This is a genomic window from Citricoccus muralis (assembly GCF_029637705.1).
Lineage (GTDB): Bacteria > Actinomycetota > Actinomycetes > Actinomycetales > Micrococcaceae > CmP2.
The window spans coordinates 1,838,684-1,854,378 of sequence record NZ_CP121252.1 but is presented as its reverse complement, the minus strand read 5'-3'; the positions used below and the strand labels follow the sequence as shown (position 1 = coordinate 1,854,378).

16 protein-coding genes are annotated in these 15,695 nt (G+C 60.0%); 10 read left to right on the top strand and 6 right to left on the bottom strand.

Translation table 11 applies throughout. The features are described from left to right. Positions 1–185: 185 nt before the first annotated feature. Positions 186–848, bottom strand: coding sequence for a hypothetical protein (locus P8192_RS08480; RefSeq protein ID WP_278156176.1), 663 nt, complete (start codon positions 846–848; stop codon positions 186–188). 79 nt (positions 849–927) lie between these two features. Here P8192_RS08480 and P8192_RS08475 point away from each other — a divergent pair, with 79 nt between their 5' ends. Genes P8192_RS08475 through P8192_RS08460 form a run of 4 tightly spaced genes read left to right on the top strand, consistent with a single transcriptional unit; the run spans position 928 to position 3,479 of the window. Then, the gene (locus P8192_RS08475) at positions 928–1,563 is read left to right on the top strand and encodes a TetR/AcrR family transcriptional regulator (RefSeq protein ID WP_278156174.1); all 636 of its coding nucleotides are present in this window, start codon (positions 928–930) and stop codon (positions 1,561–1,563) included. 31 nt (positions 1,564–1,594) lie between these two features. Beyond that, positions 1,595–2,092: a hypothetical protein gene (locus tag P8192_RS08470; protein ID WP_270105111.1), complete on the top strand. Its 498-nt coding sequence runs from the start codon at positions 1,595–1,597 to the stop codon at positions 2,090–2,092. A 47-nt stretch (positions 2,093–2,139) separates the two neighbouring features. Continuing rightward, a complete protein-coding gene (locus tag P8192_RS08465) occupies positions 2,140–3,114 on the top strand; it encodes an aldo/keto reductase (protein WP_431521176.1) in 975 nt (324 codons plus the stop codon). Beyond that, positions 3,111–3,479, top strand: a complete 369-nt coding sequence (locus P8192_RS08460; protein ID WP_278156170.1) for a PLD nuclease N-terminal domain-containing protein — start codon at positions 3,111–3,113, stop codon at positions 3,477–3,479. The genes P8192_RS08465 and P8192_RS08460 overlap by 4 nt, the downstream gene beginning before the upstream one ends. A gap of 72 nt (positions 3,480–3,551) precedes the next feature. Here P8192_RS08460 and P8192_RS08455 read toward each other — a convergent pair whose 3' ends face one another. The 4 genes from P8192_RS08455 to msrB all read right to left on the bottom strand — a co-directional run bounded on the left by P8192_RS08455 (position 3,552) and on the right by msrB (position 8,233). After that, on the bottom strand, positions 3,552–5,723 hold the full coding sequence (locus tag P8192_RS08455) for a 3-hydroxyacyl-CoA dehydrogenase NAD-binding domain-containing protein (RefSeq protein ID WP_278156168.1): 2,172 nt from the start codon (positions 5,721–5,723) through the stop codon (positions 3,552–3,554). Between the two features lie 126 nt (positions 5,724–5,849). Then, positions 5,850–7,052, bottom strand: coding sequence for an HRDC domain-containing protein (locus tag P8192_RS08450; protein ID WP_278159774.1), 1,203 nt, complete (start codon positions 7,050–7,052; stop codon positions 5,850–5,852). A gap of 57 nt (positions 7,053–7,109) precedes the next feature. After that, positions 7,110–7,706: a DUF3000 domain-containing protein gene (locus tag P8192_RS08445; RefSeq protein ID WP_270105115.1), complete on the bottom strand. Its 597-nt coding sequence runs from the start codon at positions 7,704–7,706 to the stop codon at positions 7,110–7,112. A gap of 68 nt (positions 7,707–7,774) precedes the next feature. After that, positions 7,775–8,233: a peptide-methionine (R)-S-oxide reductase MsrB gene (msrB, locus tag P8192_RS08440; protein WP_278156165.1), complete on the bottom strand. Its 459-nt coding sequence runs from the start codon at positions 8,231–8,233 to the stop codon at positions 7,775–7,777. A 177-nt stretch (positions 8,234–8,410) separates the two neighbouring features. On the opposite strand from msrB, the gene P8192_RS08435 reads away from it, so the two are divergent. After that, entirely contained in the window at positions 8,411–9,703 is a 1,293-nt protein-coding gene (locus P8192_RS08435) for an alpha/beta hydrolase family protein (protein WP_278156163.1), read from the top strand. Here P8192_RS08435 and P8192_RS08430 read toward each other — a convergent pair. Beyond that, complete coding sequence (locus tag P8192_RS08430) at positions 9,700–11,715, bottom strand: M3 family metallopeptidase (protein ID WP_278156161.1); 2,016 nt, start codon at positions 11,713–11,715, stop codon at positions 9,700–9,702. The two genes, P8192_RS08435 and P8192_RS08430, sit on opposite strands and share 4 nt — an antisense overlap. 124 nt (positions 11,716–11,839) lie before the next feature. On the opposite strand from P8192_RS08430, the gene P8192_RS08425 reads away from it, so the two are divergent. The 5 genes from P8192_RS08425 (at position 11,840) to yajC (ending at position 15,671) form a co-directional block, all read left to right on the top strand. Continuing rightward, the gene (locus P8192_RS08425) at positions 11,840–12,598 is read left to right on the top strand and encodes a YebC/PmpR family DNA-binding transcriptional regulator (protein WP_278156159.1); all 759 of its coding nucleotides are present in this window, start codon (positions 11,840–11,842) and stop codon (positions 12,596–12,598) included. A gap of 4 nt (positions 12,599–12,602) precedes the next feature. Beyond that, a complete protein-coding gene (ruvC, locus tag P8192_RS08420; RefSeq protein ID WP_278156157.1) occupies positions 12,603–13,232 on the top strand; it encodes a crossover junction endodeoxyribonuclease RuvC in 630 nt (209 codons plus the stop codon). A gap of 128 nt (positions 13,233–13,360) precedes the next feature. Beyond that, positions 13,361–13,996, top strand: a complete 636-nt coding sequence (gene ruvA / locus P8192_RS08415) for a Holliday junction branch migration protein RuvA (RefSeq protein WP_278156155.1) — start codon at positions 13,361–13,363, stop codon at positions 13,994–13,996. Positions 13,997–14,028: 32 nt separating this feature from the next. Further along, positions 14,029–15,078 (top strand): Holliday junction branch migration DNA helicase RuvB, encoded by a 1,050-nt coding sequence (gene ruvB, locus P8192_RS08410; protein WP_431521175.1) that lies wholly within the window; start codon positions 14,029–14,031, stop codon positions 15,076–15,078. Between the two features lie 116 nt (positions 15,079–15,194). Further along, the gene (yajC, locus tag P8192_RS08405) at positions 15,195–15,671 is read left to right on the top strand and encodes a preprotein translocase subunit YajC (RefSeq protein ID WP_278156151.1); all 477 of its coding nucleotides are present in this window, start codon (positions 15,195–15,197) and stop codon (positions 15,669–15,671) included. Positions 15,672–15,695: the final 24 nt, after the last annotated feature.

The window sequence follows — 15,695 nt, the reverse complement described above, 5'->3', positions numbered from 1 at the left end:
TCGGCTGACCGACGACTGACCACCCTTTACTGAAGCGGGCCCGAGCTGAGTCTCGGGCCCGCTTCATGTTTCCCAGCTTCCACATCACCACGGCAGCTCCGATCCAGAGGATCCAACCGAGCGCTTCCACGATCCAATTGACCCCGCCCGACTCGGCCACGGACTGGACAATGAAGACCCTCAGGCTATTGAGTCCACCGTGGACAAAAACGGCCGGCCACACCGAGTTGGTTACGAGCCGAAGCACCACCAGCGCCGGAGCCCAGGAGAAAATCGACGCCAAATACGCGACGCCAACCTCCATTGGGGCATCCTGCAGGATTAAAGGCAATGCTGGAAGATGCCAGACGGTCCACGCACGCCACGGAAGAAATCACGCACACCCGGGCCACCGGCAACTCCTGGGTGCGAGATACCAGCCAGCCCCGCCAGCCCCATTCTTCCCCGATCGCAAACGCCGACTGGAGCAACAAAAACGGGATCACCGCGATGAGCGCAACCACGATCGTGTCCAGCGGGCGCGGTTGCCAACCGAGGACGAGACCGACGAGCAGCTGAACGGCAGAAATAGCGATCACGGCGGAGAATCTCACGAGCAATCCCCACCACGTGCCGTTCCACCGCAATGCGAATACTTTCGCGAAGGAAGCGGGCCGCCAGAACAGAAAGAAGATGAGACCGACGGCGAAAGGTGTCAGCTGCGCGACGGGAATGAGCAGCCCGGACAGCTCACCCGTGAACCATCCGAGGAGCATGGGAGACGCCACGAGTGTTGAAGCCACGGTGGCACAGAGGATGTAGATGATGGATTCGCGCACTGGACGCGGGGATGGAATCGACGTAGTCATGATGACCTCCGGATTCGATTTGTACACTGTACAATCTAAGGTGGGGTCTAAGCTTTGGCAAGAGTCGAGGAGGCGAAACGTGACCAAACGAGGTCCACGAGGTGACTTGGATCGTGAACGGATTAAACGCGCAGCGGATGAGCTTTTGATCGAGAAGGGGCGTATCGAATCGGTGTCGTTGCGCATGATCGCTCAACGTCTGGACATTGCGGCGAACGCTATCTACACCTATTTCAAGAATTTGGGGGAGCTCTGGCATGAACTGGGTGATGATCGGCTAGGTCGTCTAGAACCTCATACGCTCGCGCGCGACTGTGCACATTGCGCCTTGGGAGAACTCATGGAACGGTCCCGACGACTCTATGCCGAGCCTTGCACGCTGGCCTTGATGTTCCATGCTCCTGTGTTGGGCCTGCACGCCTTTCAACTCAGCGAGACGGTCATGGAGCTATGCGCAGAAGCAACCATCAGTCGCCGCGACGCGCATGACGCCATCATGGGGTGGTTCTTCGGCAGTGCCGCCTTGAACAGCGGCGGTTGGGCCAGTGGGACGGATGCCCTCCTAGAGGCCGAAGCTCTACGTGAGCAGTTTCCGTTGATCGCGGCACGTGTACAGCCTGATCTTGGCATGCAGTTCACGGCTCTGCTCACAGGGTTGGGCATCAAATGCCACCACGGCACCGGGGCGACGCGTGGGGCGCCGGCCGACGGATAGACTGGACCGAACCCATCGAACAGGAGCCCCAGTGAGTATTGTCCGCACGTATCGTTTCTCTGAAGAGATCGCACGCGCTACTGATTATCGTGAAGCTTGGTACGACGAGGCTGTTGCCGAGTTCGTCGTTCACTTCGGTGCTGTGGGGCAACCGGGCACCACGAAAGTTGAGAGCAACATCGACTCGGAAGCTGGCGAAGAACTACTCGCCGGATTCTCGGCGCAGTGCATCGAGGACGGGTACCGAGAGCTCACGGAAGATGACCATCAGCTCTTGACGGTGAGCTACCGCCTCAAAGGTTCCACGCCCACATCTGTAGAAGAAACTCTGCTTCGGAAACTCGAGACCGAGATGACTCACCGTCTAGCATGGCGCGGACTGGGCGAAGTACAGGAGACCCGACCGGCCGACAACGCGGTTGAGCTGCTGATTGCGGCCGTGCACGCGCGGAAGGCTGAGGCCGAGATTCCGGCCGCCGCCAAAACGGCTGGAGTCCAGCTGTCGAAAATCACCGTAGCTCGCGGCTGAACTCAGTTACTGCCTTCTCAAAGAAAGCGACATCGCACCCCATGACCATGCAATATCGCCGCCTTGGTACTTCCGGCCTCACCGTGTCCGTCGTCGGGCTGGGATGCAATAATCTTGGGCGTCCCGGCACACACACCGAAGACCAAAACGGAACGAACGAGGTTGTCGGCGCCGCGCTCGAGGCTGGGATTACCCTCTTCGACGTGGCGGACATCTATGGATCCACCCCGGGCCTCAGCGAAGAACGCTTGGGTACAGCGCTCGGGAGTCACCGTGACGACGTGGTGCTAGCCACCAAGTTCGGGATGGACATGCAGGGCAGCAACGGGCCTGACTGGGGTGCTCGAGGATCGCGCCGATACATCATCAAGGCCGTCGAAGCGTCTCTGAAGCGATTGGGGACTGATTGGATCGATCTCTACCAGTTTCACACTCCTGATCCGCAGACCCCGATCGAAGAGACTCTCTCCGCCTTGGACACACTCGTGCAGTCCGGGAAGGTCCGCTACATCGGTCATTCGAACCGCGCCGGCTATCAAATCGCGGAAGCCGAATACGTGGCCCGCGCGCTGGGCACAGAACGTTTTATTTCGGCGCAGAACCACTACAACCTTCTGGATCGGCGAGCGGAACTTGAGGTGCTTCCGGCAGCTCGTGCATATGGACTAGGCGTGCTGCCGTACTTCCCGTTGGCTAATGGCCTGCTCACGGGTAAGTACTCCCAGGGCGTTGCGCCGGAAGGCACCCGTCTCTCGCGCGTTCGCACTGAGATGGTGACCGGTGCGGACTTGGACCAGCTGGCCGCCTACGGGGAGTTCGCGCGCGTGCGAGGGTTGACGGAAGTGGACCTCGCCCTCAGTTGGCTGGCCGCACAGGAACCCGTTTCATCGGTGATCGCAGGAGCTACGCGCATTGAACAGGTTCAGCAGAATGCGCAGGCTGTCCGCTGGGTTCCCAATGAGGATGAACGCAAGCAGCTGGACGAGCTCTTTCCGTCCCAACCCAGGGTCGCGCTGTTTTGATCGCTGCCACCGCTCCTGGACCCTTGATTCCGACCGGTCTGGAAATCCTGCTTCAGGCGGTCGGAGTGGCACTAGTGGTGCTGGTGATCGTAGCCCTGATTTCGCTGCTGAGATCACCGCTTGATCCCCAACGTCGCCTGATCTGGGTGGCCACCATTTTCGTGTTGCCCTTGGTTGGGCCAGCGGTGTGGTTGTGGTGGCGGTACTGGTACTACCCCCGCCGTCGCCAGGAGCAACCAGACTGGGACCCGAATGACCGCACAAAGCGCGTCAATCTCGCGCGAAAGAGCTTTCGTGATCTGCAACGGACTTCCGACGATGAGCTTAAACGGGGTGATGCGGTTCGGCGGGAGCAGATCCGGTAGCTGAAAGAACGCGGGCTCCGACTGGAAAACTTGCCAGTCGGAGCCCGCGTCGTATCGGAAGCGTGCTATCGCTTAGTGGAACGTACGCCCATTGACTCGTTCTGAGGCCCCCGACTGATCCAAGTAAGGCGTAATGCCGCCTAGATGCAGGGGCCAGCCAGCACCAGTGATCATGCACAGGTCGATGTCTTCTGGATCGGCGACGACGCCTTCATCCAGCATCAAGCCGATTTCCTCTGCCAGTGCATCCTGAACCCGGGTGAGCAGCTCTTCAGCGGACTGGGGGGAATCTCCGAAGCTCATGAGATCCATAGTTTCCGCAGGGATGGTCTCCGTCTTGTCGTCAGAGGAGGCATCATCCTTGGCCCAGATCGCGGTCTTCTGACCATCGATGAGTCGCTGAATATTCGGAGATACGGGGAACCGTTCATCGCCGAAGGCCTTGTTGAGTGATTCGGTGACATGCTGTGCCACAGGGAGGCCGACCATGGCCAGCAGGGTGAACGGCGTCATGGGAAGCGCCATGGGATCCAATGCGTGATCGGCGGTGTGGGCGTCGGTGCCTTCATCGAAGGAGTTCTGCACCTCGCCCATCATGCGCAACAGAATGCGGTTGACTACGAAGGCCGGTGCATCGTGGACCAACACAGCCGTCTTACGCAGTTTCTGAGCTGTGACGAAACCGGTAGCCAAGACCTCGTCGGTCGTTTCTGGTCCACGAACCAACTCAACCAACGGCATGACGGCAACGGGGTTGAAGAAGTGGAAGCCGATCATGCGCTCCGGGTGCTCCAGAGCGGATGACATTTCGGTGATCGACAGCGACGACGTATTGGACGCCAGAATGCACTCCGGGGACACGATCGTCTCCAACTGGCGCAGCACCTTCTTCTTGAGCTCGATCTCCTCAAAGATCGCCTCGATGACGAAGTCGGCATCGGAGAAGACGTCTTGGGAAACAGACCCAGATATCAACGAGGCAAGCTGTTCGGCGTCGCTTGCAGAGATGCGCCCCTTGGCCGCTAGTTTCTCGAAGTTGGCCCGCACAGCGGCCACGCCACGATTCACGCGCTCCTGATCCAGATCGGTCATCACTACTGGAACTTTCAGGTGCGTTGCGAAGACCTGGGCCAACTGACCGGCCATCAGACCAGCACCGACCACCCCGACCTTCTTGAGAGGGCGGGCCAGTTGAGGATCCGGCGCCCCAGCCGGCCGCTTGCTACGCTTCTGCACGACGTCGAGGAACGCGTAGACGGTGTTGGCGAATTCGTGACTGGCGATCAGCTTTGACAGAGCCGCGCACTGGGCCTTCGCTGATTCCTTACGGGTGGAGGTGCGGGCTGCTTCGAACAGATCCATGACCTCGGCGGGAGCGGGAACGTAACCGCCGGTCTTCGCCTCAACAATGGCGCGTCCTTCGGCGAGGGCTCGATCCCAGGCTTCGGGGGAGAAATCATGGTCGCGATGAGAATTTAGCGTTTCAATGGTCTCGGCGTCCTGCTGCAGCACTCGGGTGGCCCAAGCAATCGATGCGTCAAGGAACGGAGCGGTCGTGGACGGATCATCGCCGCCGTCGAAGAGCGCATCTGCCAAGCCGATTTCATATGCGGCTTTGCCGTTGAGCGTACGGTTGTTGTTCAGCGGATTCTTGATCATGACGGTGAGCGCGTTCTCCGGACCCAATAAATACGGTGTCTGGAAGACGCCTCCCCAGCCGGGGACGAGGCCTAGGTATGCCTCCGGCAGCCCCAGTGCCTTGGCGTGCGTGGAAACGGTGCGATACTGGCAGGCTAGAGCAATTTCCAGGCCGCCGCCGAGAGCCAGACCATTGATGAAAGCGAAGGTGGGAACCGGGAAGTCCAGCAGGCCATCGTAGGCCGCGTGGCCTAGCTCCGCCATGGCTTCGCCGAGCTTGGGGTCCGAGACGGACTTCATGCTTCCGAGGTCGGCCCCGGCGACCAGGAATCCCGGCTTTCCAATCAGTGCCAGGGCGACGATTTCTCCGGCACGGGCTCGTTCTGCCTGAGCGTCGACGGCGCGCCCGAATTCGATCAAGGTCCCGGGACCGAGGGTGGTGGGCCGCTTGGGGCCAGCGTTATTGTCCAGGGTGATGAGGGCCAGTCGGCCGAGGTTCTCGGGGAGCTCGATGTCCGTGACGACGGAGTGGGTGATGATCTCGTCGGCGAATTCTGCCGCGACATACTCGAATTCGCTGAACCGGTCTGTGTTCTCGGTGGGCATGCTTCTCCCTTGCGCATCAATCGATGGTGAAGTGTACTCGTCAGTACGACGTGCACCTTCCACCGTATCGCAAAGTTCTGTGTTCTTAGACACAACGAGACGAGCGTGGGCAGGGTGCGAGGAAAATCAGTCGAGTGGATCTGGGTCGAGTAGTGCCACCGTCAGGATGGGGGAGACGATCTCCACCTGCCAATTTCGCGCGCCTAACTCAACGAGATGATGACGCACTGAATCGGGTGTGATGTTGGCCGGGGGCCGCCAGCAGATTTCTTTGAGAGTCGCTGGGGTAAGAAGGTTCTCCGTCGGCATGTTGTTCGCTTCGGCAGCCCTCCCGATCCATGAGCGCGCTGTCTGCAAACGTCGTGCGGCCAACGGGTCTCGATCCGACCAAGCGCGTGGGGGAGGCGGCGTGGTTGAATGGACGCGCAATGCGGGCAGTTCGTCGGGCTGTTCGGCCTGCCGCTGTCCTTCGCGAATTGCGCGCAACCATCGCGGGGCTTCTTTGGATGCGGCACGTCCCACGAACGCCGGAAGTTTGAGCAACTGCGGGACTGTCGTCGGCTCTGCGGTAGCTGCGGCAATGATGGCTTGGTCTTTGATGAGACGTGACGGAGCTACGTCACGGGATTCAGCGAGATTTTCGCGAGCAGTCCAGAGGGAACGGACAATGGCGAGTTTTTCCGGTGTGCGAATCGAGGAGATTCCAGAGGTCCTGCGCCAAGGATCCTTCCGGGGCTCCGGCAGTGGGCGCTTCCGAATAGCGGCAAACTCTTCCTCGGCAATAGCGAGTTTGTCTTGCTGAGTTAGTTCTTCGACCATGGAGGCACGGAGCTCGACGAGGAACTCAACATCTAGCGCAGCATAGTCGCGCAGATCAGCTGGTAGTGGACGGACCGACCAATCCGCGGCCGAGTGTTCTTTGGCCAAGGTCAGGTTGAGCTTGTTCTCCAAGAGTGCCGCCAGCCCCACGCGGGGGAATCCTGCCAGGCGACCGGCCAGCTCGGTATCGAAGAGTCGGTCGGGCCACATCCCGACCTCTGCGAGGCAGGGGAGATCTTGTGTTGCGGCATGAAGGATCCATTCAACTCCACGCAACGCATCATGGATGATGCGCAGATCAGAGAAGGCCTCGGGATCGATGAGCCACAACCCGGAACCCTCGCGTTTGATCTGAATGAGGAACGCCCGTTGGCCGTATCGGAAACCTGACGCTCGCTCGGCGTCGATGGCGACCGGGCCGTGCCCGGCTGCCAGGTCTTGGGCACAACGTTCTAATTCAGAAAAAGTATCGGTAATAAAGGGGGTGCCACTTTTCGGCCGGGTGACCAGTTCAGGTTTCGGCGCTGCTTCTGAGGTGGCGGTGTTGTCGTTGCGAGACGAAATGATTCAGGTCCTTCGGATACGTGGCATTGCGGTGACCCCCTCAGGCACCGGTGGCAATCCGGCGAAGGCGCAGACCATATCGGCCCAGGCTTCGAGATGATCCTGAGCTTCCGGGCTCCCGGGTGTCCAGGAAGCGCGGAGCTCAATATCAATGGTATCTGGCTGAGTGGCTAGCCCGCCAAAGCTCTCGGAGAGCACGCGAGTGGCCGTCCCGCCAGCGTGATCGTAGTCGGCTTGGTGATTTTCCAATGCTTCGACTAGCCACGTCCAGGCCACAGCTCCCACCATCGGGTCGGTGCCGACATCCGACTCCAGCGAGGCGCGGATGTAGGTGACCACACGGAACGCTCCCTGCCAGACCTCTGAGCCAGCTGGATCGTAAAGCAGAATGAACCGTCCGGTGGCGAGTTCGGGGCCGCCGATCGTTTCGAAAACTTGGGCACCGAGGGCGACCGCGTAGGGTGCCAACCGTTTGGGTGCTGGGATCTCGTGCAACACCACTTCATTGCGGATGCTGGCTTGACGGATTCCGCGGAGTGCTCGCCGGAAGGGCTCGGGCAGGTCCGCAACGCTCGGTGTGAAGGACTTGATCACGGTCACATCTCGAGGTTAAACCCCTAGTTGAAGGATTCCGGTGCGGCGCGCCGCACCGTCGTCCTCCTGAGTGTTTAAGAAATCTGGCTATCAGTGTTTCCTCGGGCGGATGTAGCTGGCTCCAGACGAAGGGACACTGAATTGATGCAATAGCGCAGATCCGTCGGGGTGGGGAACCCTTCGCCCTGGAAAACGTGTCCCATATGCGAAGCACAGTTGGCGCAACGCACCTCGATGCGACGCATCCCTAAACTGGAATCCTCGATGTACTCGACGCGGTCTTCGGCCAAGGGGGCAAAGAACGACGGCCAACCACATTGGGCATCGAACTTTTCCTGCGATCGGAACAACTCAGCGCCGCAGGCTCGGCAGGCGTAGACCCCCTCGGTTTCTTCATCCCAGTACTCGCCGGTGAAGGGATGCTCGGTTCCGGCTTGACGCAAGACGCTGTACTCGGCGGGGCTCAGTCGCTGGCGCCATTCCTCATCGGAGACGTGTCGAAGGTCTGCTGGGGTGTCTGAATCATTGCTCACACCTGAACAACGATGAATCCGGTGAATTTGTTCCGTGGGTCATGTGTTGATGGTGTGAAAGGTCGGGCGTGGAAAAATTGGTACGGGATGCAGAGAATGATAGGTATGGGTCAGAAGGGTCAACCGAAGGTGACGAAACTGTTGAGTGGAAGAAGCGCTCGGAAAGTCGCCCGTCATATGGGTCGCACCGTTGAAGAGGCTGCGCCGGTGTTGAGGTGGTCGACTACAGCGGCAACGGCCGGTGTCGTGGTGGGGTCTTTGGTAGCCGGAACGATCTCTGGGCTGGCCTCGGTCTTCGCTCGAACCGTGGTCACCCCGGTCAAAAATCACGCCGAGGACTTGGAGATTCTGGCCGTTGTCAGCGTGAAGAACGTGGCGCACAGCCAGGAGATCATCCTGCCCGCGACGGAGGAGACCACCGTCCCCGGAACCTATTCCTTGGTGTTTGACGGCGGCCGCGGTGTGGCTCGCATTGGTCGCATCACCAGCTTTGATCCCGCGGATGGAACCGTGCAACGCGTGGTTGAAGAGGTCTACAGCGGCGACTTGGCCAACGCCTTGCGAGGCCGGTGGACAGGCTTCATTTACCCGACCCCCGCCGATATGGGATTCGACGCCGAAGACGTCGCCATCCCGGTGGAACGTGGCTCGGCGCCGGCATGGTTGGTCCGCCCGGAAGCTGGTGGGCGACATGTACATGAAGACCAGGTCAGCGTGAGTGCAAACACCTGGGCAATCATGGTGCATGGGCGTGGGGCACGACGACCCGAGGGCATTCGCGCCATTGCTACGGCACGCGCCATGGGAATGACCTCACTGTTGATCTCTTACCGTAATGATGGAGAAGCTCCGTCGGCGGACGACGGCAAGTATGGTTTGGGCGCCACTGAATGGCGGGATGTGGAAGCCGCTATCCAGTATGCGCTGGACCACGGCGCCGATGAGATCGTACTTTTCGGCTGGTCTATGGGTGCCGCCGTTTGTCTGCAACTGACCGACCGCTCGAAACTCGCTCCGCGCGTAGCCGCGCTGGTGTTGTCTGGTCCGGTGATCAATTGGATTGACGTTCTGGCTCATCAAGCTCGGCTGAATCGGCTACCGGAGGCGGTGGGTCGACTGGGGCAGTATATGATCACCTCTCGTGCCGGCCGCCGCATCACGGGATTGGCGGCGCCGGTGGATCTCAAAACCATGGACTGGGTATCACGGGCTGATCAGCTGCGCGTTCCCACCCTGATCCTTCATTCAGAGGACGACACCTATGTACCTGTCGGTCCCAGCCTGCAGCTGGCACAGAAGAATCCAAGCCTGGTGACTTTTGTTCGATTCACTCAGGCTCGCCACACTCGCGAATGGAACGTGGACCCGGAACGCTGGGACACCGCTGTACGTGTATGGCTCAAGTCCACGTTCTCATCTCCGCGGCCAGGAATGCAGGCACTTGAAGTAGCGCAGGACGCTCCGGTCTAAGCGAGCAGGCCTCGGCGGGACAGCAGCGGCTCTACTTCGGCATCCCGCCCGCGGAACTGACGATACGATTCGAGCGGATCCCGCACACTGCCTCGAGAGAGTAGCTCGTTTCGGAAATGATCCCCGTTGTCTCTGCATAGGCCCCCGTGGGTGTTGAACCAACCCACTGCATCGGCATCCAGCACTTCTGCCCAGAGATAGGAGTAGTAGCCAGCCGCATATCCGCCTCCGCCAGCGAAAATGTGCTTGAAATAGCTGCTTCGATAGCGCGGGGCGACGAGCGAATCGTCGATTCCTCGCGATGCCAGGGCTTCCTTCTCAAAGGCTTCCGGGTCTGGGATGACCTCATCGGGGCCGATGCTGTGCCACGCCAAATCCACAATGACGGCGGCGAGATACTCCGAGGTCCGTAGGCCCTCACCCCACAGTGCGGCGTCGTCGAGCGCGTTCAAGATGTCCTGGCTCAGTGGTGCGCCGGTATCAACGTCGAGAGCATAACCGCTGAGCAGCTCGGGATGCTGGATCCACATTTCGTTGACCTGTGAGGGGAACTCGACGAAATCTCGAGGCACTTGGGTCGCAGAGAGCGAAGCGAACCTTGCCCGTCCAAAGAGTCCGTGGAGCGCGTGTCCGAACTCGTGAAAGAGGGTGGTGACCTCATCGAGGGTGAGTAACGTCGGATCACCGGCGTGAGGTCGGGCGATGTTGAGGTTATTAACGACGATCGGTTGCTCGGAGAATTCCGTCGACCCGACACGGATGGAATTCATCCATGCGCCACCGGATTTCGTGGGGCGGGTGTAGAAGTCGCCGAGGAACAGTCCGATTGCGGTTCCATCGTGGTCGAATACCTCCCACACACGGACGTCGGGAAGATATCCGTGGAGGTCGGATCGCTCCTGAAAAGTGATTCCGTAGAGACGATGAGCAGCCTCAAAAACTCCGTGCTTCAGTACTCGATCCAGCTCGAAATGGCGACGTAGCCGCTCGGTGCTCACGGAGAAACACTCATCAGCGTGCTGTTCGGAATAGAACGGGACGTCCCAATGCTCAAGTTCGAATCCTGCACGCTGCTGGAGAATGTCGCGTTCGGTGCGGGCATTCCTCATGGCCGGTTCCAGCGCCCTCTCGATCAGGGACCAGACTGCTTCCACAGTGGGAGCAGTACGGTCTTCCAGCGCATACTCTGCGAAATTCTTGAATCCCAAAAGTTCAGCCTTGCGTGCACGGAGTCCTGCTTGCTGGCGAGCGAAGGAGAGCGTTTCGTGTTCACCCGCGGTGCCGCGATTCCATGCTGCTTCGTAAAGACGGCGACGAGTTTCGCGATCTTCCAGTCGAGCGAGCAGCGGCTGGGAGGTGAACATCGAGAGTTCGAGGAGCCAACCGCTCGAGTGCCCAGCTTGTTGGGCTGCTTCGGCCGCGGCATCCTTCTCTTGCTGAGAGAGACCAGCCAGGGAATCCTCTTGTTCGACCAGAAGGGCTTGCGCAGTGTTTCCCGCAATCATGGCTTGCGAGTATGCGGCGCCAATCCGAGCCAGCTGCGTGTTGATGTCAGCGAGCGTGACCCTGTTGGTCTTGGTCAGCTCGGCGCCGTGGAGTCGGAATTGGCGCAAAACGTGGTCTGCAAGGGAGCGCTCTTCTCCATCCAGCTGGTCGATGTCTACGCCGTTCATCCGGCGATATAGCTCTTCGTTCAGGTAGAGAGCGTCCCAGTGTCCGGCCAACGTCGGCTCGATCTCGGCGGCGATCTCACTACGAGCGGCGGTGCGATCCGCGGGGAGCACCGTAAAGAACACCGCGCTGACCCACCGCAAAAGCTGTCCGGAACGCTCCCACGCGACGAAGGTGTTCTCAAACGTGGCCGGGGACGGGGACGCGGTGATTTTTCGGATCTCCCGCTGATGCTCATCGAGGGCTTCACGGAAGGCTGGGAGAAAATCCTGATCGCTGATGGCGCGAAAATCGGGGAGGCCGTAGGGCAACTCAGACTGCTGTAGCAGGGGGTTCGACATGACCATACTGTTTCGTGTGGATGGGGTCACCGTCAATAGTCCTCTCAGGCACTAGACTGGAATCCAGATTCTGCACGAACGGTCGGCACGGGACTTCCGGCGTCGGCGGCATAAAGGAGCGTAGATGGCTGGGCATTCCAAATGGGCCACGACCAAGCACAAAAAGGCTGCAATTGACGCTAAGCGGGCTAAGGCTTTCGCTAAGTACATCAAAGCGATCGAGGTGGCGGCACGCGCCGGCGGTGCTGATATTGCTGGTAACCCAGCCCTGGACCTGGCTATCAATAAGGCCAAGAAGCAGTCCGTTCCCAACGACAATATTGACCGTGCGGTGAAGCGCGGTGCGGGTCTAACCGGTGAGGTCATCGACTACACCGAGATCATCTACGAAGTGCGTGGACCCAACGGGTCTGCCTTGATGGTCGAGTGTTTGACCGACAACAAAAACCGGGCTGCCTCCGATGTACGCGTTGCGGTGACGCGCAATGGTGGCACCATCGCCGACCCTGGGTCGGTGGCATTCCTCTTTAATCGGCAGGGCGTGGTTCGCCTGCCCGCTGAAGGCAAGACCGAGGATGACATTCTGATGGCGGTCCTGGAAGCAGGCGCCGAAGAGGTCGTCGAGTCGGGTGGCAACTTCGAGATCATGTCGGATCCCTCAGATCTACGTGCCGTAGCGGAAGCCCTGGATGCCGCAGAGATTCACTACGACACGGATGAAGTGGAATTCGTTCCTACCATGCATGTCGAGCTGGATGCCTCGGATGCTCGCACGTTCCTCAAGCTGGCGGATGCCCTCGAGGATCTGGACGACGTCCAGAGCGTGTACGACAACGTTGACCTGAGCCCCGAGGTCATGGCGGAGCTCGAGAAGGACGACTAAAAATATGCGTGAACCCGGATCTCCACTTCGGGTCATTGCGGTGGATCCCGGGCTCACTCGATGTGGCCTTGCCGTCGTTGACATCGCGCAGAACCGATCCGCCACCTTGGTAGACGTTAAAGTCGTGGGCTCCGCCAATACCGAGACGATTGGTAACCGATTGGCCGTGATCGATCAGGCGGTGGAATCGATGCTTGATCAGTACGCGCCCCACCACATGGCAGTGGAGCGAATGTTCGCGCAGAACAACACTCCGACCGTGATCGGGACCGCTCAGGCCTCCGGTGTTGTCATTGCCGCGGCTGCACGCCGCTCGGTACCCGTGGCTTTGCACACTCCTTCCGAAGTCAAAGCGGCGGTGACGGGTAACGGTAACGCTGACAAGAATCAGATCACCTCGATGGTGACGCGTATTCTGCGGCTGGCCGAGCCACCACGTCCGGCGGACGCGGCCGATGCGATTGCGTTGGCCGTGGCCCATGCCTGGCGCGGCGGACTCTACGGTCGTGGGCTCGACACCGGAAAGCTGACGAGCCGCCGTACCTCCTCCAAATTCCCGACCGCGAACAAGACGGGTTCACTGACCCCGGCCCAGCAGGCATGGTTGGCTGCTGAAAAGCGCGGAAGCCGGTGACGCGCTGACACAGGTCGCGCTCCTCATGTTTATCGGAATAATGTTCTAAGCTGTGAGTGGCGAATCGAACGTGGCACCACAAATCCGTGTTGCCAGCGAGCGAAGTGACGGACACAGAGGAGACAACGGTGATTGCATCGCTGACGGGCACAGTCGAGCACGTGGGACTGAACCAGGCCGTGTTGAACGTGTCCGGGATTGGCTATCTGTTCTCAGCGACTCCACAAACCTTGGCGACTTTGCGGGAAGGGGAGCAGGGCAGAGTCCTGACCTCCATGATCGTTCGAGAAGAGTCCATGACGCTCTTCGGCTTCGCTACGACGGACGAGCGTGAGATTTTCGAGATCATGATGGGTGTCTCGGGGGTCGGCCCCCGAACCGCTCTGGCGGTCCTGGCTGTTCACGCACCGGACGCTGTTCGCTGGGCGGTGGCCCATGACGACGAAAAAGCGTTCACCAAGGTCTCCGGTATCGGGCCGAAAGGCGCACGCCGCATTCTCCTGGAGCTCTCCGGGAAGCTCACTCCGGTTGAAGCGCCTCCGACGACAGCTTCAGAAGGCACCTCGCCTGCAGGCCAAGAATGGATGGACCAGGTCGTCGGCGGCCTGACCGGCTTGGGCTGGAACGACAAGGATGCTCAGAAAGCACTTGAGACCACCGTCCGAGATGAGCCCGAACTGGCTGAAACCCAGGATGTGGCACGTATTCTCAGAGCCACCTTGAGTCGGCTCGGTCGCGACCGCAGTACAGGAGGTAGCCGGTGAGTCAAGGTCCAGGTCGCGGCGATGATCGTGTCATCAGTGCAGGCGCTGACACCGAGGAACGTGAAATTGAAGCAGCTCTGAGGCCTCGCAACCTGCATGACTTCGTGGGCCAACGCCGCGTGCGTGATCAGCTCTCGCTCGTCTTGGAAGCAGCCCGACTACGTGGGCGAAGCGCTGACCATGTTTTGCTTTCGGGTCCTCCTGGGCTGGGCAAGACCACGCTGTCGATGATCATCGCTGCCGAAATGAACGCGCCGTTGAGGATCTCCTCGGGTCCTGCAATTCAGCATGCCGGTGATCTGGCAGCCATCTTGTCCTCATTGACCGAAGGTGAGGTGCTCTTCCTGGATGAGATCCACCGCATGTCTCGTCCTGCCGAGGAAATGCTCTACATGGCGATGGAAGATTTCCGTGTCGATATCGTTGTGGGTAAAGGCGCGGGTGCTACAGCCATCCCCTTGGAACTGCCGCCCTTCACTCTTGTGGGAGCGACCACTCGCGCGGGCCTGTTGCCCGGGCCGCTTCGTGACCGCTTCGGCTTCACCGGACATTTGGAGTTCTACGGCTCCGATGAGCTGGAACTCGTGCTGCGTCGATCCGCGGCCATGCTGGATATGCAGCTAAACTCGGCGGCCTTCAGCGAGATTGCTTCCCGTTCGCGAGGAACGCCTCGTATCGCGAATCGACTGCTACGCCGCGTCCGCGACTGGGCCCTGGTGAAAGGGCTTGAACAGGTCGACGCGCGGGCCTCCTCGAACGCACTTGACATGTACGAGGTCGATTCCAGAGGGTTGGATCGTTTAGACCGTGGCGTTCTCGAAGCGCTGTGCCTCAAATTCGGCGGCGGCCCGGTGGGACTGTCCACCTTGGCTATCGCCGTCGGCGAGGAAACGGAGACCGTCGAGGAAGTCGCCGAACCGTACCTCGTGCGTGAAGGCTTACTCGGTAGGACGCCTCGCGGGCGTATCGCGATGCCAGCGGCATGGAAACACTTGGGGTTGTCAGTGCCGAAGGACTCCCCGGTGCTGGGTGCCTGGTCGCTCATTGATGGTGACGATGATTCCAAAGATGAGGTCAACTAGCCCCTCGGAAGCCGTCGAAGGCGCTCGGCTCGTCATGTCTTCTGGGATAGTCCAGACTCAGGCACTAGACTGACTGAGTTGACTTATGTCCCGAACACAGAATGTGGTGTCTCCCTATGACCCTGAGTCCTTTTACCGTTGATGCAGGCCTGCTGTCCCAGGACGGTGAACCGACAGGGGGATTCGACCCCTTCTTCATCATCATGCTGGCCGTCTTCGGTCTACTGATCTTCTTCATGTTCCGCCGTTCGAAGAAGGCTCAGCAGGAACAGCAGAAGCGCCGTTCTTCGCTGGCCCCCGGCCAGGAGGTGATGACCGGTGCGGGCATTTTCGGGACCGTTGTCGCTGTGAACCAGGACGAGAACAAGGTGGTCCTTGAGCTGTCTCCTGGAAACAACGTCACGGTGCACATTCAGGCCATCGGTCAGGTGATCGAACCAACCGAGCCGGCTGCGTCGGCCGAGGCCGAGAATGTGGATGGCAAGTACGACCTCAACGGTGAAGAGTACGGGGGCCCCGCAACCACAGACTCCAAGGACACCAAGCCGAGCTTGAATCCTGAGGATCCCCGCGGCGACGCGGACCAGAAGTAACACCGCGGCGGAATGAAATCGCCT

What these genes read in the sequence shown, in the direction of transcription:
- P8192_RS08435 (WP_278156163.1), top strand. Translation starts at nt 8,411, where the DNA reads ATGGGTCGCACCGTTGAAGAGGCTGCGCCGGTGTTGAGGTGGTCGACT.
- P8192_RS08465 (WP_431521176.1), top strand. Translation starts at nt 2,140, where the DNA reads ATGCAATATCGCCGCCTTGGTACTTCCGGCCTCACCGTGTCCGTCGTC.
- P8192_RS08425 (WP_278156159.1), top strand. Translation starts at nt 11,840, where the DNA reads ATGGCTGGGCATTCCAAATGGGCCACGACCAAGCACAAAAAGGCTGCA.
- yajC (WP_278156151.1), top strand. Translation starts at nt 15,195, where the DNA reads ATGACCCTGAGTCCTTTTACCGTTGATGCAGGCCTGCTGTCCCAGGAC.
- P8192_RS08455 (WP_278156168.1), bottom strand. Translation starts at nt 5,723, where the DNA reads ATGCCCACCGAGAACACAGACCGGTTCAGCGAATTCGAGTATGTCGCG.
- P8192_RS08430 (WP_278156161.1), bottom strand. Translation starts at nt 11,715, where the DNA reads ATGTCGAACCCCCTGCTACAGCAGTCTGAGTTGCCCTACGGCCTCCCC.
- ruvC (WP_278156157.1), top strand. Translation starts at nt 12,603, where the DNA reads ATGCGTGAACCCGGATCTCCACTTCGGGTCATTGCGGTGGATCCCGGG.
- P8192_RS08480 (WP_278156176.1), bottom strand. Translation starts at nt 848, where the DNA reads ATGACTACGTCGATTCCATCCCCGCGTCCAGTGCGCGAATCCATCATC.